Source organism: Zarconia navalis LEGE 11467 (assembly GCF_015207075.1).
Taxonomy (GTDB): domain Bacteria; phylum Cyanobacteriota; class Cyanobacteriia; order Cyanobacteriales; family Geitlerinemataceae; genus Zarconia; species Zarconia navalis.
In genome coordinates, this window is record NZ_JADEXN010000009.1 from 1 (window position 1) to 26,290 (window position 26,290).

Sequence of the window (26,290 nt, forward strand, 5' to 3'; positions counted from 1 at the left end):
CTCCAGTGGCTTCGAGCATTCCCTGGTGACTGAGGTAAGCCAGTGAATCTACCCCAATTTGCCGTTCGATTTGGGCAACAGATTTGGTGGCGGCAATCAATTGGTCTTGACTGTCGGTATCGATACCGTAGAAACAGGGATGAGTCACGGGGGGCGAAGAAATTCGCATATGCACTTCCGTCGCCCCCGAATCCCGCAGGGCTTTGACAATTTTGCGGCTGGTGGTTCCCCGAACGATCGAATCATCGACGATCAGAACCCGCTTGCCGTCGAGTACGTCTTTGAGGGGGTTGAGTTTCATCCGGATGCCCACCTCTCGCATATGTTGGGTGGGTTGGATGAAGGTGCGCCCTACGTAGCGGTTTTTAATCAACCCTTCAGCATAGGATATCCCCGAAGCGCGAGAAAAGCCAATGGCGGCGGGAATCCCCGAGTCGGGAACCCCGATAATCATATCCACATCCGCAGGGGATTCTTTGGCGAGAATTTGTCCGATTCGCATTCGATAGCTGTACAAGCTTTCCTCGTTCATAATGCTATCGGGACGAGCGAAGTAGATCATCTCGAAAACGCAAAGTTTGGGTTGCGGTCGCATCGCACAGTGGATGGAGGATAAACCCGCTTCCGAGAGAAAGACCAGTTCTCCGGGTTCCACGTCTCGCAAATACTCCGCACCGATGATGTCGAGTCCGCAGGTTTCCGACGCGAGAACGTAACGTTGGGGATTTCCGTCGAGGACTCCGAGGGTTAGGGGACGGATACCGTTGGGATCTCGTACTCCCATAATGCCAATGGGGGTGGCAACGGTCAAACTAAATGCCCCCCGACAAAGGGTCAAAGCCGTTGTGGTTGCTTCTAGCCAGTCTTTGCCACCATTGACTTCACGAGCGATCGCCCTGGCGATGACTTCCGTATCGCTGGTGCTGGTAAAATGACAGTCCTGTTGCTGCAACTCCTCCCGTAGCTGGTTTGCATTGACAATATTTCCATTATGTGCAAGGGCTAGAAAACCGAGGCGAGTTTCCACCACCACGGGCTGAGCGTTACCGACGTGGCTCGAACCCGTCGTGGAATAGCGGGTGTGACCGATCGCGGAATCCCCCGGTAGTTCCGATAAAGTCGACTCGTTAAACACCTGGGAGACCAATCCCATATTTTTGTAAACATGGAGTTTGCTGCCCTCAAAGGTGGCAATTCCAGCAGATTCTTGACCTCGGTGTTGAAGGGCATACAAGCCAAAATAGGTCAGTTTGGCAACATCTTCTTCCGGTGCGTATACACCAAATACACCGCAGGCTTCTTCGGGTTTGTCCGATGGCACGGAAAGGTCAAGGGCAGGGGAAGAATTGGGCATCATGGGTTCGATACGATTCCTACAGTTAGGGGCAAAAGGGGATGACTTTGATACTGTATCTTTTCGTAAAGCACGATCGCAAAGATACTGCCTCCTCTAACTTAATTATTTCTTAATTTCTCCTTTAACCATATTTTGATTTCAGCGATCGTGTCAGGAAGACGATCGCATCGCAATATTTGTGCCAGTGCCAAGACAATAGCATCATCTTCCATCATTGCTATATCTGTCGTAACAGCCCTCATGTGTGAATGTCCATAAAGGGATGAATATCTCGAAAATACTGAGGGTTGCGATCGCTACTCTTTCAACCTTCTCTCTTCCACCACCCATTCCTCGAAGAGTTTGGCACCTATTCGATATCGATCGTCCTCTACGTGGCGAATGACGCCAGAACCCGCCAACACTTCTAACGAGTCAGCAACTTCGCCAAAACTGAGTGTTGTGGGTGGAACCAAGGTTTCGACGCTTCCCTCTCGGCAATCGAGCAATGCCAGATATACGAATTGTTCGGCTTTGCCAAAGCCATAGGTGCGCTTATCTTCATCCCACCAGGCGGAAAAATCTCGATCGTGTTGGCGGATGAGATGGAACATCAAACGATCGGGAGATTGAGATTGAGATTGATTTTGATGCCGATTGTCAAAAATTTCGTTGAGTAATTGTTGGGTTAAGTAAGGGTGACATCCTCCCCATTCAAGGACAAGATCGACTTCTGATTCTGTTAGCGAAATCTGTTCTTCTTGACTTCGGTAAGCAACCAGCGATCGCGTTTCTGATTCCGTTAGGGTTCCTAACCATTCAACTTCGGCAATATTGAGCAGGGGAGAACCCACTTTCTGCTGGTAATCTTTCAAGTCGCGATAGCCGGAGAAGACAAATCCCACGAAGGGTTTGAGCGCCGTATCGGTATCTTTCAAGGCGCGGAAATAACTCCAAGCATCGTTTGCCCAATCTTGAGAAACGATGAATTCCGAGCCATCTAAAAGAAAGCAAACGCCATGAAATTGTTTCTTGTGCAGTTGCGCGATCGTTTTCAATAAATCTTGTCGAAAGTCCTCGTGAATTAAGGCGCGATCGCAATCAGGATTGGTAACATTTAACTTCACCCCAACTTTAGGTAAACCAACATCGATCGAACCACCGGGAATTTGCCTGAGAAATCGACGATACGTTTTTTGACAATTGGATTCGCGTCCTGTTTGATGCTGTGCAAATGCTTCTTGTAATCTGGCAATTAGAAGATATCGAAATTGTTCTAAGCTGTTGGGTCGTTCTTGTTGTAAATTAAATAGAACCGGTAAAGCTTGGCGTTCGCTCTTTCCCAAACTCAAAAGATTCCGTTTGATGGCATTGAGCGTACTGGTTTTTCCCAGCCGCCGTCCGCCCAAGAGAATTCTGACCCGAAAGGGCGATCGCTCGACTTGGGTCAGTAAGTTTTTGCGTCCGAAAAAATAGCGAGATTCATCGATCGGCAAGCGAAAATCCGGTCTTACTGAAGCTGCCATTTGCGAATTTCCTCCTCTTTCATTTGCATTCGCAACCAGCGCGATAGGCTCGATGCGTGTCGATTGCAGAAAATCGAATATAAGGTTTGATGACTGGCTTAAACAAAATAAAGAGAGTTAAAAGGGGAGTGTCTAAGTACAATTGTTCTTGTAATACCTCTTTAAATGAGGACTTAGAGAGTTGCCAAAGAAAGTGCTGCCCAAATTTAAAAGAATAAACAGCTTCTCCCTCTAAGGATGTCAATATCGAATCGAGGTAATCGCGCTCTCGCAAGTACTCCTGCCACTGAGCCGGAAGATTATCGATTTTTCGCATCACTCCAACTTGATACTGACTCACAATCAAAGCCACAAGTTGTGATATCAGGTAGGGTTGTTCCGTCAAAGACTGATTGATTTCCCAGGAAACTTCCAGCATCTGGGTGGCGTCTTCTGTCTGCCCTTGGCGGTACTTTTGTAAGATATCCAAAGCTAAAACTTTCTGTAAACTAGCGTGCCATAAATAACCAGGTAAAGGTGCTGTAAAATCTCCTTCTAAAAGGTAGCTAATATCCGTTCCCAACTGCGGTGCTTCATTGCTTAACACCTGCTGGCGAATTTCGGCTAAGATGGCTTGTTTTGAAGCGAGATAGCGCTGTCATTTCTCTGAAGGCGGATCGAACGTATCGTCAGGTTTGCTAATCTGAGCGTTTAGGTAATCTGTCAGTTCTTCCTGAATATCTCCAAATTCTTTTCGATCGACTTCTGAAGGGCTAAAATCAGCAGAAGATCCCATATAGCGATCGAACTCGAAAACAGTGCCTCCCGCACCAACTCCCAATTTCGCAACCAATGCCGCCAGCTTCAGCGCCGAATCGTTCGGTTCCGTATTGGGAAATTGCCGAGCAAATTCTGCCAAATCCCGATCGATTTCCCGTGCTTGTCGAGAGGCGACGTAGTTACCCCCCACACTCCAAACTGCCAGCACGATCGCCAACCCAACAACCACCCAACCCCAAAATTTGAGGCCCTTCTTCCGTCTGAAACCAGGGTTGCGATCGCTCATTGGTTCTTCTTGCGTACACCTGAAAAAGAGGATAAAAACTCTATTCTAATACTCCGCCACATTAGAGCGATCGAGTCGGGGTAGTGCCTCTGTGCCTACAACACACTCAATACAACTTTCAGTTCTAGAATTTGGTCTAAACTCCAGTCATTAGAAACCCCACCTAACATTTTCCATTTAGGTGGGGACTGCAAGAGGGTTAAGGTTCAAACCCGATCCCAAATACCCATTTGAATCGATACGGCTGAGATTTGAAATCGTCCGCTCCCATCAACCAAAACGCCCGCTGACGTACTCTTGAGTGGCTTTTTCGGTGGGATTGTGGAAAATAGTTTGAGTTTGGTCGTATTCCACCAAGTATCCGATTTTATTGCCGGTTTCTGTCGCTTCGGCATTGTAGAATGCTGTCAGATCGGAGACCCGAGAGGCTTGTTGCATATTGTGGGTGACGATGACGATCGTGTACTGCTGCTTGAGTTCGTGAATCAACTCTTCCACCCGCAGCGTCGAAATGGGATCGAGGGCCGAGCAAGGTTCGTCCATCAAAATCACTTCCGGTTCGACAGCGATCGCGCGGGCGATGCAAAGACGCTGCTGCTGTCCTCCAGATAAAGCCAAACCGCTGCCTTTGAGTTTGTCCTTCACCTCATCCCAGAGAGCCGCACCCCGGAGCGATCGCTCTACTAATTCATCCATATTGCCTTGATAGCCATTAATCCGAGCGCCGAAGGCAATGTTCTCGTAAATCGTTTTGGGAAACGGGTTGGGCTTCTGGAACACCATCCCGATATAGCGGCGAGTCTCTACCGGATCGATCCCTTTGGCGTATAGGTTCTGTCCCTTAAACGTAATTTTACCTTCAACGCGCGCTCCGGGGATCAGATCGTTCATCCGATTGAAACACCGCAGAATCGTGCTTTTACCGCAACCCGAGGGCCCGATAAAGGCAACAACTCTGTTTTTAGGAATTTCGAGAAAAACGTTGCGAACTGCTAAATTGGAGCCGTAATAGACGTTAACATCTTCGGCAGTTAGAGCGGCTTGGGTGGTAACGGGATGAGAAGAATTGGAAATCATATTGAGTGAGTGGGAACGACAGTAAGATTAGGTGCTAAGTGCTTGCGGAAAACAACACTCAACTCGCTTTTTTCTGGAACCTATTTCGCAAGAAGACAGCCGTCGCGTTCATTAGCAGCAACACCACCATCAAGACGATAATTCCGGCTGCCGCATTGTCGTGAAACTCTCGTTGAGGCCGCGATACCCAGTTAAACACTTGAATCGGCAGGACGGTAAAGGGACTTTGCAAGCCTTCGGGTAGGAAGGAAATAAATGTTAGCGCTCCAATGGTAATCAAAGGCGCGGTATCCCCAATTGCTCGAGACAAAGCCAAAATGGTTCCGGTGAGAATTCCGGGAATGGCGAGCGGAAACACGTGCTCTCGCACCACTTGCCAGCGATTCGCTCCCAGGGCAAAACCCGCCAAACGCAAGCTATCGGGAACCGCCCGCAGGGCTTCGCGAGTCGAGACGATAATAATTGGCAAAATCAGCAGCGCCAGGGTAAAGCCTCCCGAGAGAATGCTGCGTCCCCCCGTGAGCGGTTCCATGTACCGCACGAAAACTTGCAGCCCCAACAAGCCGTAGATGATGGAGGGAACCCCTGCCAGGTTGTTGATATTAATCTCGATAATCCGAGTGAGCCAATTATCGCCGGCAAACTCTTCGAGGAAAATCCCCGCCCCCACGCCGAGGGGAAACGAGACAGCCGCCACGACGCTCATCACCCAAATCGTCCCGAACAGGGCAGATTTCAATCCCGCTTGTTCCGGTTTGCGAGAGGGGAAGTTGTTGAGGAAATCCCAGCTCAAGCGGGGCAATCCGTCAGCTAACACGTCGATGATGAGGGTCGCGAGTACCAACAAGGCGATCGCCACGGCAATCCAGGTCAGACTTTCGAAGATGCGATCGAGCTTGTATCGCCCGGCCAGATTGATGTTAAAGTTAGAAGCTTCAGAAGGGCGATCGCTGCCGAAATTCTGAGGATTATCGATAGTCATTCGTATTTCTCCCGGAAACGGCGCACGAACCAAAAACTAAACACATTCAAAGCTAGGGTGATTGTAAAAAGAGTCATCCCCACTGCATAGATAGTTTTGTAAGCCAGCGATCCAGCAGGCGTATCTCCCAAACTCACCTGAACGATAAAAGCCGTCATCGTCATCACCGGAACCAGCGGATTGAGTCCCAATCGCGGGTTTTGTCCGGCGGCGAGGGTGACGATCATCGTTTCGCCGATCGCCCGCGAAATCGCCAGAATTAAGGAGGAAACGATACCCGATAGGGCGGCGGGAAGGACGACAGAAGTGATGGTTTCCCGCTTCGTGGCCCCTAAAGCATAAGCTCCATCGCGCAAGCTGCGAGGGACTGAATAGATGGCATCTTCGCTCAAGGATGCCACCAGGGGCGTAATCATGATTCCAAGAACCATACCGGCGCTGAGGGCATTAAATCCTTGCAAGCCGGGAACGAATTTTTGCAACAGGGGAGTAACGAACAGCAGCGCGAAGTATCCGTATACCACTGTCGGGACTCCAGCAAGGATTTCTAGAGCGGGTTTGAGGATGCCCCGCACTTTGGGGGTGGCATATTCGCTCAAACAAATCGCTGAAAGCAGTCCTAGGGGCAAGGCCACCAAAATGGCAATGGTGGAAGTCATCACCGTGGCGCTGATGAGGACGAAAATTCCAAATTTGGCACTCTTAAACAGAGGTGTCCATTTATCGTCTGTTAAAAACTGCCACAGGGAAACTTCCTGAAAAAATTTAAAGGTTTCAAAAATTAGAGTTTCGATGATGCCAAGGGTGGTGACGATCGAAACAAAGGCAAACGCGCCGAAAATCAGTTTGACGATTAGTTCGACTCGTTGGCTCCTCTGGCGATTGGGTTTCCAGAGATCGGACGTAGGCGTTGATGGAAATTCGGTTGTCATTCTAGAAAACCGCGAAAAACGGCATAAAGCCCAGATTGAGATCGTATACTCATCCTTTGGGCACCTTGTAGATATGGAAAAATCGTCAGGATGGCCAGAGAGTATCCAGGGCCGTCGATTCAATTATCTCAATCTGACGACAAGCGCAGGTAATACTCAACCATCCGTAAAAGTAGATGCACTAGAAAATTCAATGACAGTTGCCCGGAGTCTGGGGGATGCGATCGCATCTAGCGATCGGTATCTTTTCACTTCCCCCAGAAAATAAGCGCTGGCTTAACTAACCAACAATCGCAATTAGAGCTTGTCGGAGAGTTTGACACCCACAGAAGAACCACCTTCAAAAATCGAGCCGGTCTTGGCAGTATCCAAACGCTCTTGCACTTTGGTTAGGATATCATCGGGCAAGGGAACGTAACCGACTTCGGTAATCAATTCCTCGTTCGCTGAGTCGATTTGGTACTCGGCAAACTCTTTAACCGCCGGATTCGATTCTAGGGCAGATTTGCTGACGTAGAAGAAAATCGGACGGGAGAGGGGATTGTAGCTGCCATCGGAGATGACTTCCGAACTCGGGGCAACGCACTCGCCGGCAGAATTTTCGATTTCCACCACTTTGAGGGTGTCTTTGTTCTCTTCGTAATAAGCGTAGCCGAAGAAGCCTAAAGCACCATCTTCTGCCTGTACCCCTTGAACGATAACGTTATCATCTTCGCTGGCGGTATAGTCGCCTCGGCTTTCCCCTTCTTCTCCGGTGGTGGCATCGGTGAAGTAATCGTAGGTTCCAGAGTCGGTGCCGGGGCCGTACAAGCCCAGTTCGACATCCGGGAATTCGGCGCGAATCTGACTCCAGTTGGTAATTTGACCTTCAGCGGTAGGCTCCCACATCATAGCTAATTCTTCGGGCTTGAGGCAGGTTGCCCAGTCGTTGGCTTGATTCACAACAACGGACACGCCGTCGAAGGCTACGGGAATCTCGACGTACTCGATACCGTTTTCGGCACACAACTCCACCTCCGACTCTTTGATCGGACGAGAAGCATTGGAAATATCCGTTTCCCCAGCGCAGAATTTTTTGAATCCGCCACCGGAACCGGATACGCCCACAGTGACTCTTTTACCACTGTCGTTTTGATACTCTTCGGCCATGGCTTCGGAGATGGGGAAGACGGTACTCGAACCATCGATTTGAACGTCAACACCCCCCGATCTGCTAGCGGCTTCGCTACTGGCATCGGTTGTTTCTGAGGTGGATGTTTCGCCGCCTCCACCACTACAGGCTGCAAGAGTTAGGGTGGCTAAGACTCCGGCTAACCCACAAAGAGTCAGGCGCTTCACTTTCATGTTGAAAATCATAGGTTTGGTCTTCAGTACGTATGGAGATAACGCAAATGTGTGTAGGAGCAAAGGTCTGTGTTGCACACCTGAGAAATGGTGACCCAGCACATAACCAGTATTCCCATCTTTATTGATTTCCAACGTTAAGCAGCAGTTAAGCTTAGGTTAATTTTTTGTCAAGATTTCCTCAAATGCGACGATCGAGTTAGGAAATCGGTGACAAGAGATACACAAAACCCGATGGCGGATCGCTTGTCAATTCTCAGGGCAATCGTTGGGTCGATGTATCGTTGATGTCCCGACTATTCTTCATCGGATAGCGATCTGCAAGTCGAAAACCCACGAATTCTCAATCCCGGTGGCGCGGTCGGGCTTTCCTCACCGTTGAATGCGATGAATGTGACTCTGTTGAAACTGCTCGCTTTCGGCTTCGCCTTGTGCGACGCGATCGAGCAGAGTCGATCTCCAGTTTTCGAGTTGACTGTCGGAACTATCCCTCAACACTGCGGCGAGGGCATCGTACCAGAGGTCTTTCTCCTCGTAGAGTGCGACCCGGTCGAGTTCGTTTTTCGCCCGTTCGAGTCGATCGTCCAACGCCGGTGACGGGGCAACCACTTCAATTTCCGCATCGGCAAACGGATTTCCCGAAGGTCGGTGGCGATCGCAGACCAATTCGACCTGCCATAGATACTTACGACCCACCGCCAGCTGAGGCATGGTCTCGGAGAGGGAAAGGGTCATAATTCCGGGTGCGCTTTTAAAGTTTTCATCGAGAATTTCCGCCACCAACTTGGCATCCGAACTGACCGGATCGTATTCGTAGAGGCGAAATTCCATCGGCAAAGACTCCCGATCCCGCACGAACCAGGCAAAAGTGGGACGAGTTGAAATTGTTTGCGAGCGAGATCGAGCAGGAGCCAGTAGAACCAGTGCGGGTACGCTGGAATTAACAGCACTTTGGTAGCTGCATCCGCGCGAACCTCCCGATCTCCCACCCGTATTAGGCGGTAGATCGTCGGAATTATTACGATTCGCGCCAGCATGGCCTGGGGTGATGAGTATCAGGCTTAAAGCGGTGCCGATCGCGAGACCGCGCTTCATTGGTCATATCCTCCTTGTTCGATCGACTTTATTCTAACCGAGAGCGTTCGAGATCTGCCTTTTATCTTAAACTTTCTATAAGCGCGCCAAATCCGTATTCTTGCGGATATTGTCTCGTCGAATTTCTCCAAATTTGGAGAAATTCAGTTGCTGTGCGGGCCAACCCTTCTGCCCGTACGAAATTTCACCCGATGTATCCTTTTCCCTAGAAGCGATCGCAATCTGGATTTTTACACAGACTCTCTTCTGGGTTCGTCGCTTTATCTTGACAAAGATGGCACAATACGCTTTTCGGAATTGAGCCGGAGACATCAAAAGGTGAGTCCCATCGGGCACGCGCCCTCAATTCTCTACCGGAGCAAGAGATCGATATACGAGCGCGTCGCACTCTGAAAATGCCATCGAGCCAGAGAAAATCGATAAGTCTTTTTCCCCGGCTCCCACGACCGATCGCGAGAATCGTTGAGTCAAACGATTCTCGGGTTTGGGTCGCCTATGACAACGACCTAGTCGGACTCGTCCAACTTGTCGAGCCACCGGGATCTGTCGGGGGGGGTTGAGGAGGTGGGTTATATCGAGCCAAAGCTGCTGTGGCGATTGCCATCCATAAAATCAGGGTGCAGCTTGTGAGGAGTTTACCCTCTCTAAGTTTGGGAAAACAACACCAAATGTGAGTCATCATACTCTGTATTTAAGGTCTTAAAACTTCAATCGACTGAATAGATTGGGTCGAGGTTTTGCCACAGGCCAGCTCAATTCGCACAACGTTCCTTTCGGAGAATGAGACTCGCGTCTGAATTGTCCGCCCAGTCGCGTTTTGAGATTTTGGCTCTGTTTGGTTCCTCGACCAACTGATAGCGAGTAGATGCCCGGTCCGTTATCGGTAATGCGCAAAGCGTACCAACCATTTTGTTCGGTTCCCGTCACGCTCAGGCGAGTTGCACCGATGGCGTGCTTCCCCACATTACACAGCGCTTCTTCGAGAAACCGACACAGTTCCCGTTTGCGATCGGGACTCAAGGAGGTCGAGTCGAGTTCCTCAAAGGTTCTGGCTTTAATTTTGAGGCTTTTAAAGCCAGGAAAATCTCGCTCTAAAGTCGAGCTGTAAACTTCGTAAAACAGTTCGTGCATAGGAGAATTGAGATCGAGCTTATGTCCGCTCCCCAAATACAAACTGTCTTCTCGGGTGAGAATTTCTCGTTCTAAGGGTTCCCCCAGCGCTCGCAGTTCTTGATTGAGCTTTTCGAGTTCGCCAACGAGCTTTGGTTGACCCCAATCCCAGTCTCGTACGTGTCTCAAAAGATTGGCTAGGGTTTGCAAAGGCCCGTTATGAATGACGTTAAAGGTTTGCTCGATGGTGCGCTGGCGCTCTTGGATTCTCGATCGCAACGCTTTATCGTACTCGCAAAAGGTGGTGTATACGAAATTGCCTAGATATAGAGTTAACAAGGGGGGAACCGCTGGCAGCCACCAACCCCATCCCAGGACCCCATAACTGGTTCCGAGCAAACTGATACTGGCAAGGCCGACTCCGACAATATTTTGCAGGAGCGATCGGGTGTGATGGCCGATCGCGATCCCCACAAATCCCCAGCTAAAAATCCACAGATACTCCCACCCGTCTGGGAGAGTTCTTAGGAGCGATCGACCGTCGAGAACCGCAGAAAGCGTTTGGCTGACGGCGTGGGCTTGAAATTCCACCCCGCTGATACTCCCAGGCTTCAACCCGGCAATCGCCGAGGTTTGGATTTGACTTTGATAAATCGGGTCGGTAACGCCAATCAAAACAATGCGATCGCGCAGCCAATCCACCTCGAAATTTCCCGTTTCTAAATCCTGGAGGGAGAGGATGCGAAAGGCCTCGGGGTGATTGCGAAAATTGAGCAGAACTTGCACGCCGCCTGCGTCCGTTCCCACGTACCCTCCAGAATTGGGAAAGACGCGGGGAAACTCTGTATCGCCAAAGCGCATGGCCACCGGATCGCGAATGCCGTTATCGAGGATCAGATCTTCGGTGGTTTCGAGATAAATTTCCGCTAGACGCATTGATAGGGCAAATTTATACTCTCCCTGGTTTCTCGGATTTGGCATTCCTAAGAAGTAGCGCCGAACGTGAAGGTCGGCATCGAGAGGAAAATCGGAAAATCCAATTTGTTCTGAAGGTAAATTGGGTACGGAACTTTGCTTGGGACGCACCCGTTCGACAGCAATGGTGTAGGGAGTCTCTTGCAAAGCATCGAGCAATTCCCGATGACCGGGTTCGACGGGGAGTTCTCGGGAAATGTCAAGTCCGATGGCGATCGGTTTGTAGGCATTGATGCGTCGCAGCAACCGGGCCAAATCGCCGTCGGGAACGGGATAGGTTCCCAACCGCTCGATATCTTCGCGATCGATCCCGATAATGGTAACTCGCTCGTCGCGGGTTTCCATCGGACGCAGGCGCAAAAAAAGATCGATCGCCCCCCATTCGAGGAATTGCAACGAACCCGTCAGCCGCGCGATCGTCGCCAGACCGATAACAGCCAGTCCCGGCAATGCTCCAACCCTCCATAGGGCTAGTTCTTGCTTAATTGTTTGCCAAATCTCACGCCGCACGAGCTTCTACAAGTAACTTTTTACAGATGGAAACGAGGAATCTAATCAATTAATCCTTCTTCTCTAGCTCGCATTTCTGTTTGAATGCGGATATTTTTGCCTTCTTCGGGATAGACTTCCAAAACATCTTGAACTTTCGTCCAGTAATGGCGTACCGTGCGTTCGGAAACTTGCATCCGTTTGGCGATCGCCTTATCTTGCAACCCTTCTCCAAACGCGAGGGTTAGCAGGGTCAACCACTCGGGTTTGACCTCAAGTCCGGTTTGCACTCCTTTAATGTCTTTGGTATGGGTGACCCCCTGCCGGGCCCAATCGAGTCGGGTCAGCATATCCTGGCTCGAAAGGCTTTTATCGATCGCGGTAAAACCTCCTTTGTGAGCGTCGATTTCCGGTCGAATTCGCACTAGAGAGCGAACGTAGGTGCTTTGCACCGCGAGATTGAGGTTGGAGTAGGTCTGCATCAGGGTTCGCAGAACTTGAATTCCCGTATCGATACGCGCCGTCTGGGCTTCGGTTTCTGGGATGGATAAATCCATGACCACTAAGTCCGGATGAACTTTTTGGACTTGCTCTAATGTCGACCGAGCCGTTTGAGCAGTGAAGACTTCTGCATCTGGGTACTGCTGTTTTAGCAGATCGATCGTTCCTCCCAGGACAATTTCATGATCGTCAACGACCAGAACTTTGAACGTTGCGGATTTTGATAAACTTGGGTTTGCCATTACATATTCGGATTTATATTTTCTCTAACATTTTCCCTTTGGCTAAAAATTATACCTTGGGTGTTAGAGAACCCGATAAAGTCGAGAGTGAATATCTTACTTAATACGATAATATATTTTTCTCGATTGAGGTATTCTGCTTTTTTGAATCTTTCCTACCGAAAGAGATCGTAAGAATTGCCGGATCGCGATAAATCCTTTGCACAAAAATACATTTTTACTCAATTTTCAACGGGTTGTTTTTTGTAGTATGTCTTGCGACAAGGAAAGAAAAATTTTTCCGATTGTAGATGATGATGTGTTAGCGATCGAATAAGATTTTGTGTAGTTTTCGGAAAATGTAGATTCTTAATCCTGAAATTGCTTCAGCTCGATCGAACAATAAAGTTCGCAGAAAAAATATGGCTCGATAGTATTAAAAAAATTAGAATAGTCATTAATCTCGTACAGGTTGCTATGTAGTTTATAACCTACAGTTTTCGTTTCGATCGAAACTTATTTTTTGACTGTAAAAAATATTGAGTCTAATTTCTCCAATTTTACTCGTCTTAAACCCACGAGAAAATACGGTGAGCTTCCTACGCGCGATCGAACGCGCTCCGCACGCAAAATTTGAGAAACACTAATTAATTTCCATTGGCTATGAGCTTTAATATTTTTGATGAGACATCCTATCTCAATGCTCGCCCCGATGTTAGAGCGGCGGTGATAGCTGGAGCGTTTAAGTCAGGCTTCCACCATTTTCAAGAAGCGGGTTTGAGGGAAGGAGAAACCAACGTTTCACCCTATTGGAACGAAGGTCTGTACCTGCAACAAAACCCCGATGTCGCAGGAGCCGTCGGTGCGGGAGCCTTTAGTTCCGGCCTCGATCACTTCATCCAATTCGGCGCGCGGGAAAATCGTCCGGGAGCACCTGTCGTTCCCGATATCGCCGGATTTGACGAAAACTATTACTTGTCCTTCTACCCTCAAGTCGGCGGGGCCGTTGCCCGAGGTGAGTTCTCCTCCGGTGCGGCTCACTACAATCGGGTGGGACGCTTGAGTCGGTTTGAGGCGCTCTTCTCCGGAACTGATGGTGACGATATCCTCACCGGCGTTGGCGAACTCAACGAGATTATCGGCGTGGATGTGGATGTGCGGACTCAGCGAGTCGGCGATTCGTTCTTCGTCCCCACTAGCTTCGGGACTGGGGAAGTGGATGTTCTCACCGGTCTTCCCCTCGGTAACGATACCTTTCACCTGGGTACGGGTCGCAACCCCTTAAATGCCAATGTCGCTGCATTCTATCTCGGTGGTGGCAGTACTGACTATGCCTACGTTCAAAACTTCGATCGCGGCGAGGACGAACTACTTTTGGCCGGTAGTCCCCAAGGATACGATGTTTTCCGAGAAACCTTGAGCTTTGCCGGAGTCCCCGTTAGCGGTATCAGTATTTCGACGGGGGGCGACTTAGTCGCATTTGTCGAGGGCATCGATTCAATCGAAGTCAGCTTTGAAGATCCCGGCAGAGGGGTCTTTTTCCTCAGCTAACGTCTGTTTGATTAAGGATGTTGGGATGTCGAAAATTGGCTCCGATAACCTATCTACATTCGACACGGTAAGAAACGAACGAGGCTAGAAGAGTCGTGTTTGCCCAGCTTGCTCTACTCTTGCGTTTAGCGATTGCGAGCCTGGCATGACCGATGGCAAGATTTATTTTAAAGGGAGAACGATCTCGATCGTTCTCCCTTTTCATATTTCCTCCCCAAATTTTTGCCGGGGGGAGCAAAGAATGTCACACTGAATAGTGTCGCGATCGCATTGATGAGGTGAGACTTAACAGTCACTTGGGTTTGAACTGCGGTTCTGTTCCCAAAGCCAAATAAAACCCTCGAGATCGGGGCAACATCCAGCCTGACTGGGTCTTGACAACCTTAATTCCTGGTGAAATTAGGTCTATGAAAAGCCGGTCGAGTTGGGGAGGTAAAGCTTAGATGGGTAGTGCATCCCAATACATTACCACCCGCTTTGGGCAATGAAAGGAAGTATTCTCGTCGTAGACGATCGACCCGAAAATCTGCGCTTTTTATCAACGCTTCTAACAGAACAAGGATATGAAGTACGCCGAGCCATCGACGGTCAAATCGCCTTAAATGCTGCTCGATCGAATCCGCCCGATCTGATTTTACTCGATGTAAGAATGCCAGATTTAGATGGCTATGAAGTCTGCGGGCAGCTTAAAGAACTCGAAGATGTCCGTTCGATTCCCGTCATTTTTCTGAGCGCCCTTAATGAAGCGATCGATATCGTTCGAGCCTTCCAAGTCGGGGGAGCCGACTACATTACCAAGCCCGTCAAATTTGAAGAAGTCTTAGTCCGGGTCGAAAATCAACTTACCATCCGCAGGCTACAGCAGCAACTCGAGCGTCAAAACGGACAGCTCAAGCAAGAAATTAACGATCGGCGTCAAGTCGAAACTGCCCTCCAAAAAGCAAACCACGCGCTCCAAAATGCCAATCAAGCACTTCAAAATGCCAACCAGGAGTTACAGCGTTTCACCGACATTGATGGTTTGACCCAAGTGGCGAATCGGGGTAAGTTCGACAACTACCTGCGTCAAGAATGGTTGAGAATGGCACGAGAACAGTTGCCACTCTCCCTGATCGTCGGCGATATCGATCGATTCAGACAGTACAACGAGATGAATGGCCCTCAAGCAGGAGATGAGTGCCTCCGACAAATTGCCCGCGAGATCGGTCAAACTCTCAACCGTCCGGCGGATGTGGTGGCTCGCTACGGAGGAGACGAGTTCGCAGTGATTTTACCCAACACCACCGCTCGGGGTGCCATTGACGTGGCGGAGGCGATCGAGCTTGCCGTGGCAACAATCGGGGGAAATCGATTTACTCTGAGCTTGGGGGTGGGAACGATGATTCCCGATCGAGATAGCATTCCCGAAACGTTCCTCATGGCGATCGAGCAGGCTCTGTACAAAGTGAAAGCGACCGGACAAACCGGAGAAATCGTCACGGTTTCAGATACCGACACGAACCTCGATCGTTAGTTGCCTCCCCAAGTTCGGGAGGGTGTGTTCTAATCAAAGAAGTCGTCCTCACATCACTCGTTATGAATAAACCCGCCCCCGGTCGGTTGGTGCTCAATCACTCAACCCACATTCCCGGTTTGATTCCCATTTTGGAGCGCCTCACCAAATTCAATGGAATCCAAACCATTACTCCTGGGGTTATCGGACGAGTCAAAGGTCATACTCCAAAATTAAAATTGCGTGTCTCCGTCCCGATTCGTGGAGGGTTCAAGCTCATCGCCCGTCAAGGAAAAACCGTGCAAGAGGTCTTTATTCTCACCGTATGGAGTCAATCGGAATTGGAAGCCCAAATCAGTCAACTCCTCGCCCGGAAGTAGGGAACCTTGGGAGTTGGGAGGTCGGGGAGGCAGGGGAGCAAAACCCTTTAAGATTTCCCCATTTCTCCAAATTCTCCCCTTTCCGAACTCCGAACTCCGAATTCCGAATTCCTCTCCCCAAGTCGATCGACAAAATACTGGCGATATAACTCGAATCGAGGCGTCACGTAGTTCCCCTGCAAGTGAACCAGCCCCATGCTGTGCAACTTGAAGGCGATCGCCGATTCGAGTTCTACCGCCGTCGAACTCGCGATCGCCCGGCCGAAAGCCGAAGCTAACTCCGGGTGTTTCTGCAAACTCCAGAGGTGGCGGCGCAGGTGATCGCCGTAGAGTCCCGCCTCCGTTGCCGCAGTTTGCAATAATTCGTCGAGGGTCAGTTGCCCTTGAGAAATATGGTACAACGCCAACCGCACCAGATAGGGATGACCGCCTACCCACCCCATCAACCGCTCCACTTGGGTTCTAGACCACTGAAGTCCGTGGCGTTGGGTGAGATCTCGCACCTGCCCTAAATTGAATTCTGGCAGCTCGATAGGCAATCCCACGTTAAAGGGCGATTGATTCACATTCAACGGGACGTATACTTCTGTTGAATGTACGACCACTAAACGCAGCTGCTGCCACAACTTACTATTGCCATCGCCGTACCCAGCTTCTTCGTACCAGGCGCGGAGCAAGCCAAAAAAGTCATCGGCAATTTTGGGATGTTGAAAAACTCGATCGACTTCATCTAAACCTAAAACCAAAGGTGCTTCCGTATCGCAGAGCAAACAATCTTCAAAATACGCCGTACAGTTGTCTTTGCTCCCAAAGTAACTGCTCCAACGATCGTCTACTTGGTAAGGCAGCCGCAGCTTGCGAGAAATCTTGGCACAAAACCACTGAAGAAGCTGGTTTAAATTGGTAAACACCGCTGTATCGGCGTGTTGAAAACTTAGGGGAGCCGTTCGGTATCCGCGCTCTCGAGCATCGTAGAGAATGCGTGCCATCAGGGAGGTTTTTCCCATTTGTCGCGGGGCCTTAATCCGAATTAGCGCTCCTGGAGTGGCGATTTCTTTGTAGCAGAGTTTTTCGTTAGGCGATCGCTCGATGTAAAAGGCACTGGCCAACCGCACTTGTCCGCTGGGCAACTCGGGTTCGGCAACGGGTAAAGGTCGCGAATCGAACATCGTCAGGCTCTCGCGCCCCTGATTCGTCAAATCTAAGGGGGATGCTAATGTCACTGGAGGCGGTGCGATCTCATTTTGGACGAGCAACGTCAAAACGGAGCGGAGCAGCTCTGGGGTATCTGCGTTGGAGTGCCATTCGTATTGATAGCTGCTGTGGAGATACTCCCGCAGATCGTGGTTGAGGGGGAAATGCCTGGGACAGTCGATCCGAATCGCGATCGCCATCGGTTTGGATGTCCCCCGAGAATCCCGCAATTCTTTGATGCGTCGCAACTGCTCGATGGCCATCTCGCTCCCAGCGGATTGGGGAGATAGAAATAAGATAAAATAATCGCACTGTTGCAATTGTTCGTCAATTTGGGTTAATTCATCTCGACCCAAATTGGTTTGATATCCAGCCTGAAGTACTGCCCGACCGAGTTCGATCGCCACACTCAAGTCAGGTTCTTCTTTTTGGTGAGAAATAAAGAGGGTTTGGGTTCGAGAAACCGACTTTTTTTCCCTGTCGATCGAGGAGGCAGTAATCCGAAGCTCGTCGTAGTTTCGCGCTCGTTCGATGGCTCCTTTAATCGTTTTCTTTTTAACTTTTTCGCCTAATACTTTAGAGAGCTTTTTCCAAAGTTTGTATCCGACATCTTTTTCAACATATTGAGGATTGATCGGATAGATTTTCTCGTAGGTTTTCCCTTCCCAAGACCCCAAAAAAACTTTTCGTTCGAGATCGCTTAAATGTTTTCCCGTTTTTTCAAATGTTAGTCGATCGATAAACTCTAAGGCTACTTGTCTATCCATCACTCGTTTCAGGAGGGAGGCACGACCGGGAACGAACCGGCCACGCTGGATTGACCGATGCGATCGCCACTCTTTTTGAGGTCTCCCCAATCAAAACGCAGGATCGTTTAATTCTACAGCAATCTTTCCTCGACCGGCACGAACTCAATCGATTCACGGCTGCGAGCCTAACGCAGAAAAGCAGAAGTCGCGCGGGCGATCGGCTATCAGTTGTCAGCCGCAGCAATTGGCTGTGTTTAACAATTTTATAGGGCTAGGGTTATGGGGCTAGGGCGGCTGTTGAAAATCATTGCGGGTTTTTCATCACTGCGATCCGCTCTCATTGTTACACCAACTAGGCGATCGCGCGAATGCCTACAAGAAATTAGATGTCTCGACTAGCAGGAAACGGTTAGAGCTGAATTCGACCGATCTCGCTCTCAATATTGGAGTCAACCTGGTTTGAGATCGGTATTTTTTAGGAAACGTTTTGTAAATATTCGATCGACAATCGATAATTTCACTGAGTTTTTACGGTAATAATTCTCGTTCAAATCGGTCGAAATTTAAAATTTCATGAGATTTCATGAGATTTTATGAGGTTTTTAAAATCAAAAATTGAGAGGGTTATGGAAGCGGCGAAAGACTCACCAAAATATAAAAAAAACATGAGTTTTCCTGGTTCCTTCTTCATAAAATTCATGCCAAACTTTTAATATGGCTGATTGGTAAGCTAACTGTTCTGACAGATTGGGGTACAAAATCGATATGTATAATCCAACACGACTGGCGATCGATAACTTTATCACTCGTTTACAAGATAGCTATCATCACATTTATGGCAGTTTCAACTCCGACTATACCGAATCGATCGCCTGGATCGGTGGCATGGCTCTGGAACAAATTGCCAATAGTGATGCCCTCTATCACAATGTCGAGCATACGATCTTCGTAACATTGGTGGGGCAAGAAATTCTGCGGGGCAAGCATATTGCTCAAGGGGGAATTTCTCCCCAAGAGTGGCTGCACTTTACCATTGCGGCTTTGTGTCACGATATCGGCTACGTCAAAGGAGTCTGTCGTCAGGATTCCGCAGCCGATCGATTGTATGCCACGGGAGTGAACGATCGCATCGTTTCTCTGCCCCCAGGTGCCACCGATGCCAGCCTTACCCCCTATCACGTGGATCGCGGTAAGCTTTTTATCGAAGAGCGCTTCAAGGGTCACAAGCTCATCGATACGGTTTTTATCCAGCAGCTGATCGAACTGACTCGTTTCCCCATCCCGGCAGGACCGCGACATCGGGATACCACGGATTTTCCCGGCTTGTTGAGAGCAGCCGACCTAATCGGACAACTAGGAGACCCGCGCTACTTGCACAAGATTAGCGCTCTGTTCTACGAGTTTGAAGAGACGGGGATGAACGAAACCCTTGGGTACAAACATCCCGGAGATTTGCGTCGAGGCTATCCTGACTTTTATTGGCATGTGGTCTATCCCCTAATTCAAACGGCATTAGAATATCTCGAAGTCACCCAAGAAGGTCAAGAAATTATCGCCAGTTTGAATTCTCAAGTTTTTAAAGTAGAACACGAAGCCTATAAAAATTTGCTTTTGTCTAGGAGAATGGAACTTCAGGTGCCGATCGCCGGGTGAAATCGGTTTCAATTCGACATTCGTCATTAGAATGCGCTTGAGTCCAGGTCAGGGTAATTTTCGATCGTTGGCGATCGTTTCCTGGCGATACCGAAACTTTGTAAGGACGATCGACCTACCGCGCTCGATCGAAGCGATACAGCATTTTGTGTCTCCTGAGATGTCGATCTTTTTCGGGTTCTAGAAACTTTCACTCCCACTCACACCAACGTCCCGCCACAACTCGAACCCGAACCGGCCGTACAGCCATAGCAGTAGGAAGCCGTGCCGATCTCTTCGATAACCTCCAAACTCCCCAATTCCAGGAGTTTAGCGACCGTAAGGGCTTCTCCGTTGGGCAGTTTGGCCGGAATATTTTCCATCTGGTTGAAGTCGCAATCGTAGACGTTCCCGAGATAATCGATCGAGAGTTCGTTGCGACACATCAAGTTCTCGACGGTACCCGGATTGTAATGAGTCTCTAGGAATTTCGTGTAGGGGCGATCGAGTTTTTGCCGCTGGAGGAACTGCTTCGTTCGTCCGATGGGGATGTTGGTAATGGCGAATAAGTTATTAAACTCAATCCCAAAATGCTCGTTGAGATAGACTTTATAATCTTGCTCTAAACTCGTTTGTTCCGGGGCGAGGGCAAACTTATCCACCGAGGTGGGAATGGGAGGATTGTAGACTAAATCCAAAATTAAATGGCGATCGCGTCCGTAGCCCAAACGATTGAGCCATTGCAGCGCCCGAATCGATTCGTCGAACACCCCATTTCCCCGCATTTTATCTACGTTATCGGCTTTGTAACAGGGAAGGGAAGCCACCACCCGAACTTGGTTACGGGCAAAATACTCGGGAATTTCTTCGTATCCCGGCACGAAATAAACCGTTAAATTAGAACGGACGATAACCTCTTTTCCGGTTTCTCGCGCCGCTTCGACGAGGGGTTTGAAACCGTAGTTCATCTCCGGCGCACCCCCGGTCAAATCCACGGTTTCGATGCTGTCGAATCGATGAATGAGTTCGATAAGTCGATCGCAAATTTCCGGGGAGAGTTCCTCCGTTCGCTTAGGGCCAGCTTCCACGTGACAATGGGTACACGCGAGATTACAAATTTTTCCCAAGTTAATTTGGAGAACCGTAATTTTGTTCTTGGTTAGGGACGAACCAAGCTTTCGTTTGAAAGGAGTAATTTCGATATCGGAAATAGATTGAATCATTTCAAAGTCCTACAATTCATATCAGACTTCAGGGATAGCAGATACTATTCTTTCCCTAATCTCAAGAGCGGTTAATATTCTAAGTTCTGCTTCGATTGACTCAAATCTGCGATCGAACTCAAATAGATTAAGATTTCCCCACCGACGCGCTTATTTCGCAGTATTGATGTACCACGATCGAAGCTGTGGGTAAGTTCTATTTGAGTCGATCGTTAAACCGCGTTCGGAAAAATCAGAGAAAACCGAGGCGGTACGACTTGAATTCTAATAAATTCTAATTAACAACAACCGCTGTCTTCACCGCACACCGGAGCATCGTTCGTTTGAGTTTTGCGATACTCCGCCCCTTTGGTTTCTGTTGGTGCGCGAAGACTGCTGCGCTTGCAATCAAATGTTTTTGCTGCATCTAACGGAATTTCTTCGTAGGGTAAAACTGGGATCGTATCTTTGCGATAAGGACTCTCCGGTTGGGTCAAAATTTGGAAGGTTTTATCACAAACTGCCATCCGCTGACCTCGCTCGAAAATATGACCGTCGTCATCGCGAACTTGCTTCCACGGTCCTTTATAAATGACTGCTTGGTTACGTTCCCAGCATTCTCCTTCTTTGCCTTTAAAGGCTTGAATCGTCAGAGAACGAAACTCAATACCGTCGATAGTTTGCCAGGGTTCTTCTTGTCGAGAAAGAATTTCAATACCGTAGAATCCGGCTTTCTCAAACATTTTTAAGAATGTATCTTCTCGAAATGCTCCCGAGAGACAACCGCTCCAAAGTTCGGGATCGTTTATCATTTTCGGTGTAGGTTCTTCATCGCAGACGATATCGGAAATGACGACCCGACCACCGCGTTTGAGAACTCGATAAAGTTCTTGAAAAAGTTGCTGTTTATCTTGAGGACGGACTAAATTTAGCACGCAATTAGACACCACAACATCGACGGTATTCGACTCGACGAGGGGCTGTTCTTGTCGTAGGCGATCGCAGTAAAGCTCGAACTGAGTAACTTGCTCCAAGGTGGCGATCGGATTTTCTTTCAACCAAGTCTGAACCCGGTCTAAATCGAGGGCGAGATCCTGGATTTTTCCCTTGACAAATCGAACATTGTCATGTCCAATTTTTTCAACCATTTCAGGCTGATACTTCCGAGCGAGGTTGAGCATTTCATCATTGAAATCTACTCCGATAACTCGACCGGATTCGCCGACTTTCTGGGAGAGAATATAACAAATTTTTCCGCCGCCCGAACCTAAATCGACAACGGTTTCACCCGCTCGGACGTGGCGAGAGGGGTCGCCACAACCATAGTCTTTTTCAATAATTTCTGAGGGCAACAACTCAAGATACCGACCGTCGTACTCCGTGGGACAGCACAAACTGGCTTGAGCTTGTTGTGCCCCTGCTTGATAACGTTCTAGCACCGCATCTTCGATATTGTATGCTGCGAAATTCGATGCCGTTAGGTTCTGGGTTGCAGCCGTTTCTGTCATGCCTATTTCCTTTGGGTCAAACATTCATCTTGTTGCGATCGATTCGGCGCTCTTCGGGTGAGCTTTGTCCCGAATTTCTCTATTTTTTACGCCATAGGTAGTATAAACTGCGGCTCTGAATTTTCCCTGAGAACGTCCTGACTCAATCGTGCGAAGTTTTTCTTTTGGTCTGGTATTTTGACCAACAACTCTATTCCACTGCCAAGCCAAAAGGGCACGGAATGTTCGAGATCTGTTCAAATAGTCGCGAACAACCCGTCCCAGTGCAATGAAATAGAAGACATCGATGATGGATGGTGAATTTGCGACAGGGTGTGAAGCATACAAAACCAGAGTTGAGCGATCGGGCCAAGGCAAATTTTCCTCATCTCCAAAGTCTCCCCGCCCACGATTGGGGTATGATAAGATGCCTTCCTGACCTTGTCTGCCAGTCTTCACCATGGTGCAATCTCCCCAGCGTCCTGACGATCTCGTTTCCCTCTTGCAAGGCGAAACCGAGCTAAATTTTGAGGTGCCCGATCCCGAAGACGAAGAGATTCCCGAAATTGACTTCAATCAGCAAGTCGATACGGCTTGGCTGGTCTGCGATCGCTTTGACTTGCAAAACGATATCTGGCGGGGACGCATCCTGCGGGCCGTGCGCGATCGCGAAAAAAAAGGGGGAGAAGGACGGGGGCGGGGATTTCTCAACTGGCTCAAAGATCGAGAAATTAGCAAAAGTCAGGCTTACTCTCTAATCGAACTGGCCAATAGTGCCGATACCCTGCTCGAGGAGGGTAAACTCGATCCCGCTGCTATCAACAACTTCAGCAAGCGGGCTTTTGTCGAAACCGCTCAATCTCCCCCCCAAGTACAGCAACTGGTGACCGATGCCGCTCAAAGCGGCGATCGCATTACCCGCCGGGAGGTCAAACAACTCTCCGATGAATGGGTGGCGATGACTTCGGACTTGTTACCCGATGAAATTAAAGAAAAAGCAGCGGATCGTTCCTTGCCGCCCAAACATATTGCCCCCTTAGTCAAAGAGCTTGAAAAACTACCCGAAACCCATCAAAAAGAAATTCAAAAAGAAGCAGCGGAAAATCCCGATCTCGATACCGTTAAGCAACTGACCGCCGATGCCCGCAACTTGGCAAAATATCTCGACGCGGCCGCCCAAGTGCAAACTTTGAACAACGGTACTGTAGACTTAGAAATGGCACTAGAAGATGCCTTGCGAGTCGGTTGCTTGAACGTTGCCTCCGACCTAGTCAAACAGTCCGCCCAGCTCGAACAGACTGTTGTCAAACTCTACACGACTTGGAAGCGTCTAGCGGGCATTGCCGATCGCCTCTACGTAGACACCGGAGCCAGTACGCCCCACCTACGCTCCTTGATTAGCTGCGTCGAACGCATCTCCGGTCCGATCGTTGAAGTTCCTCTAGATGACACTTGAGAACGTACCGTTCGCTTGCAAATCTTAACCGATGACACTTAAAATCACCTTTACGTATAATCACTTATTACGTATAATCACTGACATAACACAACGATCGCCGATTGCGAAATCGGGTAGTCAGAAACAAACCGATCTTATTGGGGTGCAAACGCAGGTCGGGATACCACTCAAAGTGCCTCCTGCATCTACAAACGACTGAGGAACGATGAGGAAACCAAAGGTAGAAATCGATCTGTCGAACTCTCGAGAGTAAAAGCCGTCCGAAACGATCGCATTCATCGGTGTTTTGGTATCGATCGACCTCAAAGACAAAAAGCTCGATCGAATCTGTAGACCGATCTGTGAGTTGGCGATCCATTTGGGCGATCGCGTCTTCAATCTCTCCAGTACGAGTTCTTCGCTGTTTCGTTACCCCCTCAAAAACATCTTCCTATATTTTTCATAATTGAGTCTCAAGATCGAGAAAGATATCAATAGAAATGCCATCAACACCCAGTTTAGTGGTTTTGAAATTGATGTCATCGAGTCGGAGACCCTACGATTTTTATTTTCGAGCATCCATAGATTGGTAGGGAACTAATGTATATGACCAACCTGATGAGTGTCTACCCCGATAGCATGAAGGAGAAAAAGGAAAACTCACCAACAGAGACTTTTTTTCCCGATTTATCGGACGAACGCGAACTCACATCATTGCTGAGTTACGAACTGCGCACGCCACTGACCTCCATTCGAGGAGTACTCGGTCTTTTACTCAGCGGCGAATTTGGATCGCTGTCCGAAACCGGTCAGCATTTGTTGAAAATTGCCATGCACAATACCGATCGGTTAATGCGTTTGGCAGAAGCGATCGAACACGAAATCGATCCGCCCGCGAGCATCCTATCCACCGAAGAAATCGAACGCTTTCAGCTAGAAACCGATTTGCTCCTAGCCTGGGAACACCAGGAATTCGAGCTTTTCTACCAACCGCTCGTTTCCCTTGAAGACGGTGCGACGATCGGATTTGAGGCCTTAGTTCGGTGGCAGCATCCCACGCGCGGCTGTATTTCTCCGGCCGTCTTTATTCCCTGTGCTGAAAAAATCGGGTCGATCGATCAACTCGGACTGTGGGTATTGCATCAAGCTTGCAGCCAATTAAAAGTTTGGCAAGAGCAATTTCCCCAAAAGCCTCCCCTAACGGTGAGCGTCAATGTTTCGAGCGTGCAATTGTCCCAAAGCGACTTACCCGATCGCATCCGCGAAATCTGCAAAGATACAGGCATTGCCCCCGGCAGCCTGAGACTGGAAATTACCGAAAGTAGCTCCATCGAGAACTCCGAACGAGCGATGACTTCACTCGAACAGTTAAAAGCCATGGGCATTCAACTGTATCTCGATGATTTCGGCACCGGTTACTCTTCCTTATCTCGCTTGCAAGACTTGCGAGTGGATGTCCTCAAAATCGATCGCTCCTTCGTCAGCCAGAAAAAGTGGGAAGTCATTTGGTCGATTATCCTTCTAGCTGAAAGTTTGGGCTTGGAGGTCATTGCCGAAGGGGTCGAAACGACTGATGACTTGGAAAAATTGAGATTACTCGGATGCAAGCGCGTGCAGGGATTCCTCTTTTCCGAACCCATTAACGCACAGGAGGCGACCGACTGGATTGGAACCCCCTTCGCACACTGAATCTCGACTCAATCTTCTTCGATCGAAGCGATCGTTCCCCGCTTCAACTGATGGTACTGCGACATACAAACTCAAATGATGTTTCCCATTCGTCTGGTTTCCACCTCCGACTGCTCGAGATGATGACTCGATATTGCTACGCAACCCCCCCCACGATCGCATTCCGAATCCGCAAACTCGGACCGCCACAACCCACAGGTAAGCCATTTTGACCGCCTTTGCCACAGCCGCCAGATTCATCCCAGTAAAAATCGTTCCCGATCGCCTCAATATCTGCAAGGGTCGTAAAAACATTTCCCGATAGGGTTACATCTCGCACGGGTTCGGCCAGCCGACCGTTGCGAATCATCCAGGCTTCTCCAGCACTAAACGTGAACATTTCGCCGTTGGTCATACCACCGAGCCAGTTTCGGGCGTATACTCCCTCGGGAATGTCGTCAAATAACCGATCGACTGGAGTCGTTCCCCGCCCGATCCAAGTATTGGTCATCCGCACGATCGGCGAATAGTGATAGTTGAGGCAGCGAGCGTTCCCCGTTGGTGTTTCTCCAAGCTTCCCTGCGGTTTCGCGCGAATGCAGTCGTCCTGCAAGTACCCCATCCCGAATGAGCTGCGTCGTTGTTGCCGGGGTTCCTTCATCGTCGTAGAAATAGCTGCCCCGATGACCTTCTGGTGCAGCACCATCGAAGATTTGCAGTTGGGGAGATCCAAACTGCCGTCCCAAGGTCATCACCTCCAGCAAGTCTGGATTTTCGTAAGCCATATCCGCCTCGGAAAGATGACCGAAGGCTTCGTGAACGAATAACCCACTCAAAATCGGATCGATAACAACGGTGTAAGTAT

General features: G+C 49.2%; 22 protein-coding genes. 6 read left to right on the plus strand and 16 right to left on the minus strand.

Going from position 1 to position 26,290, the window contains the following annotated elements; all coding sequences use genetic code 11:
- From purF to IQ235_RS01275, 11 genes are all read right to left on the minus strand, one after another.
- The coding region (gene purF, locus IQ235_RS01225) for an amidophosphoribosyltransferase (protein WP_264319677.1) at positions 1-1,357 on the minus strand (1,357 nt) is incomplete at its 3' end.
- Between the two features lie 296 nt (positions 1,358-1,653).
- A complete protein-coding gene (locus tag IQ235_RS01230) occupies positions 1,654-2,862 on the minus strand; it encodes an ATP-binding protein (protein ID WP_264319678.1) in 1,209 nt (402 codons plus the stop codon).
- Positions 2,863-2,881: 19 nt separating this feature from the next.
- Positions 2,882-3,424 carry a hypothetical protein gene (locus tag IQ235_RS01235; RefSeq protein WP_264319679.1) on the minus strand — a complete coding sequence of 181 codons (543 nt, stop codon included), beginning with the start codon at positions 3,422-3,424 and terminating at the stop codon, positions 2,882-2,884.
- A 75-nt stretch (positions 3,425-3,499) separates the two neighbouring features.
- Entirely contained in the window at positions 3,500-3,907 is a 408-nt protein-coding gene (locus IQ235_RS01240; RefSeq protein ID WP_264319680.1) for a hypothetical protein, read from the minus strand.
- A 270-nt stretch (positions 3,908-4,177) separates the two neighbouring features.
- On the minus strand, positions 4,178-4,984 hold the full coding sequence (pstB, locus tag IQ235_RS01245) for a phosphate ABC transporter ATP-binding protein PstB (RefSeq protein WP_264319681.1): 807 nt from the start codon (positions 4,982-4,984) through the stop codon (positions 4,178-4,180).
- Between the two features lie 58 nt (positions 4,985-5,042).
- The gene (pstA, locus tag IQ235_RS01250) at positions 5,043-5,966 is read right to left on the minus strand and encodes a phosphate ABC transporter permease PstA (protein ID WP_264319682.1); all 924 of its coding nucleotides are present in this window, start codon (positions 5,964-5,966) and stop codon (positions 5,043-5,045) included.
- Complete coding sequence (gene pstC, locus IQ235_RS01255) at positions 5,963-6,898, minus strand: phosphate ABC transporter permease subunit PstC (RefSeq protein ID WP_264319683.1); 936 nt, start codon at positions 6,896-6,898, stop codon at positions 5,963-5,965. Before pstC ends, pstA begins: the two co-directional genes overlap by 4 nt.
- A 297-nt stretch (positions 6,899-7,195) precedes the next feature.
- Positions 7,196-8,254: a PstS family phosphate ABC transporter substrate-binding protein gene (locus tag IQ235_RS01260; RefSeq protein ID WP_264319684.1), complete on the minus strand. Its 1,059-nt coding sequence runs from the start codon at positions 8,252-8,254 to the stop codon at positions 7,196-7,198.
- A gap of 360 nt (positions 8,255-8,614) precedes the next feature.
- On the minus strand, positions 8,615-9,337 hold the full coding sequence (locus IQ235_RS01265; RefSeq protein ID WP_264319685.1) for a DUF928 domain-containing protein: 723 nt from the start codon (positions 9,335-9,337) through the stop codon (positions 8,615-8,617).
- A gap of 699 nt (positions 9,338-10,036) precedes the next feature.
- Complete coding sequence (locus IQ235_RS01270) at positions 10,037-11,932, minus strand: CHASE2 domain-containing protein (protein WP_264319686.1); 1,896 nt, start codon at positions 11,930-11,932, stop codon at positions 10,037-10,039.
- A gap of 41 nt (positions 11,933-11,973) precedes the next feature.
- The gene (locus IQ235_RS01275) at positions 11,974-12,654 is read right to left on the minus strand and encodes a response regulator transcription factor (protein WP_264319687.1); all 681 of its coding nucleotides are present in this window, start codon (positions 12,652-12,654) and stop codon (positions 11,974-11,976) included.
- Between the two features lie 642 nt (positions 12,655-13,296).
- On the opposite strand from IQ235_RS01275, the gene IQ235_RS01280 reads away from it, so the two are divergent.
- The 3 genes from IQ235_RS01280 (at position 13,297) to IQ235_RS01290 (ending at position 16,056) form a co-directional block, all read left to right on the plus strand.
- On the plus strand, positions 13,297-14,184 hold the full coding sequence (locus IQ235_RS01280) for a hypothetical protein (RefSeq protein ID WP_264319688.1): 888 nt from the start codon (positions 13,297-13,299) through the stop codon (positions 14,182-14,184).
- Between the two features lie 484 nt (positions 14,185-14,668).
- Positions 14,669-15,697, plus strand: a complete 1,029-nt coding sequence (locus IQ235_RS01285) for a diguanylate cyclase domain-containing protein (RefSeq protein ID WP_264319689.1) — start codon at positions 14,669-14,671, stop codon at positions 15,695-15,697.
- A 62-nt stretch (positions 15,698-15,759) separates the two neighbouring features.
- Positions 15,760-16,056 carry a DUF2103 domain-containing protein gene (locus tag IQ235_RS01290; RefSeq protein WP_264319690.1) on the plus strand — a complete coding sequence of 99 codons (297 nt, stop codon included), beginning with the start codon at positions 15,760-15,762 and terminating at the stop codon, positions 16,054-16,056.
- 47 nt (positions 16,057-16,103) lie between these two features.
- On the opposite strand, the gene IQ235_RS01295 is transcribed toward IQ235_RS01290, so the two are convergent.
- The gene (locus tag IQ235_RS01295; protein WP_264319691.1) at positions 16,104-18,017 is read right to left on the minus strand and encodes an AAA-like domain-containing protein; all 1,914 of its coding nucleotides are present in this window, start codon (positions 18,015-18,017) and stop codon (positions 16,104-16,106) included.
- Between the two features lie 747 nt (positions 18,018-18,764).
- On the opposite strand from IQ235_RS01295, the gene IQ235_RS01300 reads away from it, so the two are divergent.
- Complete coding sequence (locus tag IQ235_RS01300; RefSeq protein WP_264319692.1) at positions 18,765-19,652, plus strand: Npun_R2479 family HD domain-containing metalloprotein; 888 nt, start codon at positions 18,765-18,767, stop codon at positions 19,650-19,652.
- A gap of 200 nt (positions 19,653-19,852) precedes the next feature.
- Here the strand turns inward: IQ235_RS01300 and arsS are convergent, their stop codons facing one another.
- The 3 genes from arsS to IQ235_RS01315 all read right to left on the minus strand — a co-directional run bounded on the left by arsS (position 19,853) and on the right by IQ235_RS01315 (position 22,782).
- The gene (gene arsS, locus IQ235_RS01305; RefSeq protein ID WP_264319693.1) at positions 19,853-20,854 is read right to left on the minus strand and encodes an arsenosugar biosynthesis radical SAM (seleno)protein ArsS; all 1,002 of its coding nucleotides are present in this window, start codon (positions 20,852-20,854) and stop codon (positions 19,853-19,855) included.
- Positions 20,855-21,132: 278 nt separating this feature from the next.
- Positions 21,133-22,341 (minus strand): DUF8838 domain-containing protein, encoded by a 1,209-nt coding sequence (locus IQ235_RS01310; RefSeq protein ID WP_264319694.1) that lies wholly within the window; start codon positions 22,339-22,341, stop codon positions 21,133-21,135.
- Between the two features lie 24 nt (positions 22,342-22,365).
- Positions 22,366-22,782: a hypothetical protein gene (locus tag IQ235_RS01315; RefSeq protein ID WP_264319695.1), complete on the minus strand. Its 417-nt coding sequence runs from the start codon at positions 22,780-22,782 to the stop codon at positions 22,366-22,368.
- Between IQ235_RS01315 and IQ235_RS01320 the strand changes: the two genes are divergently transcribed.
- On the plus strand, positions 22,781-23,776 hold the full coding sequence (locus IQ235_RS01320) for a hypothetical protein (RefSeq protein WP_264319696.1): 996 nt from the start codon (positions 22,781-22,783) through the stop codon (positions 23,774-23,776). The genes IQ235_RS01315 and IQ235_RS01320 overlap by 2 nt on opposite strands.
- A 588-nt stretch (positions 23,777-24,364) precedes the next feature.
- Positions 24,365-25,447, plus strand: a complete 1,083-nt coding sequence (locus IQ235_RS01325) for a putative bifunctional diguanylate cyclase/phosphodiesterase (RefSeq protein WP_264319697.1) — start codon at positions 24,365-24,367, stop codon at positions 25,445-25,447.
- A 136-nt stretch (positions 25,448-25,583) separates the two neighbouring features.
- Here IQ235_RS01325 and IQ235_RS01330 read toward each other — a convergent pair.
- Positions 25,584-26,290 (minus strand): TldD/PmbA family protein (locus IQ235_RS01330; RefSeq protein ID WP_264319698.1); only part of this gene is annotated, 707 nt, incomplete at its 5' end.

What these genes read in the sequence shown, in the direction of transcription:
- arsS (WP_264319693.1), bottom strand. Translation starts at nt 20,854, where the DNA reads ATGATTCAATCTATTTCCGATATCGAAATTACTCCTTTCAAACGAAAG.
- pstB (WP_264319681.1), bottom strand. Translation starts at nt 4,984, where the DNA reads ATGATTTCCAATTCTTCTCATCCCGTTACCACCCAAGCCGCTCTAACT.
- IQ235_RS01300 (WP_264319692.1), top strand. Translation starts at nt 18,765, where the DNA reads ATGTATAATCCAACACGACTGGCGATCGATAACTTTATCACTCGTTTA.
- pstC (WP_264319683.1), bottom strand. Translation starts at nt 6,898, where the DNA reads ATGACAACCGAATTTCCATCAACGCCTACGTCCGATCTCTGGAAACCC.
- IQ235_RS01315 (WP_264319695.1), bottom strand. Translation starts at nt 22,782, where the DNA reads ATGGTGAAGACTGGCAGACAAGGTCAGGAAGGCATCTTATCATACCCC.
- IQ235_RS01325 (WP_264319697.1), top strand. Translation starts at nt 24,365, where the DNA reads ATGACCAACCTGATGAGTGTCTACCCCGATAGCATGAAGGAGAAAAAG.
- IQ235_RS01285 (WP_264319689.1), top strand. Translation starts at nt 14,669, where the DNA reads ATGAAAGGAAGTATTCTCGTCGTAGACGATCGACCCGAAAATCTGCGC.
- IQ235_RS01295 (WP_264319691.1), bottom strand. Translation starts at nt 18,017, where the DNA reads ATGGATAGACAAGTAGCCTTAGAGTTTATCGATCGACTAACATTTGAA.
- IQ235_RS01310 (WP_264319694.1), bottom strand. Translation starts at nt 22,341, where the DNA reads ATGACAGAAACGGCTGCAACCCAGAACCTAACGGCATCGAATTTCGCA.
- IQ235_RS01275 (WP_264319687.1), bottom strand. Translation starts at nt 12,654, where the DNA reads ATGGCAAACCCAAGTTTATCAAAATCCGCAACGTTCAAAGTTCTGGTC.
- pstA (WP_264319682.1), bottom strand. Translation starts at nt 5,966, where the DNA reads ATGACTATCGATAATCCTCAGAATTTCGGCAGCGATCGCCCTTCTGAA.
- IQ235_RS01280 (WP_264319688.1), top strand. Translation starts at nt 13,297, where the DNA reads ATGAGCTTTAATATTTTTGATGAGACATCCTATCTCAATGCTCGCCCC.
- IQ235_RS01230 (WP_264319678.1), bottom strand. Translation starts at nt 2,862, where the DNA reads ATGGCAGCTTCAGTAAGACCGGATTTTCGCTTGCCGATCGATGAATCT.
- IQ235_RS01290 (WP_264319690.1), top strand. Translation starts at nt 15,760, where the DNA reads ATGAATAAACCCGCCCCCGGTCGGTTGGTGCTCAATCACTCAACCCAC.
- IQ235_RS01320 (WP_264319696.1), top strand. Translation starts at nt 22,781, where the DNA reads ATGGTGCAATCTCCCCAGCGTCCTGACGATCTCGTTTCCCTCTTGCAA.
- IQ235_RS01265 (WP_264319685.1), bottom strand. Translation starts at nt 9,337, where the DNA reads ATGAAGCGCGGTCTCGCGATCGGCACCGCTTTAAGCCTGATACTCATC.
- IQ235_RS01240 (WP_264319680.1), bottom strand. Translation starts at nt 3,907, where the DNA reads ATGAGCGATCGCAACCCTGGTTTCAGACGGAAGAAGGGCCTCAAATTT.
- IQ235_RS01260 (WP_264319684.1), bottom strand. Translation starts at nt 8,254, where the DNA reads ATGATTTTCAACATGAAAGTGAAGCGCCTGACTCTTTGTGGGTTAGCC.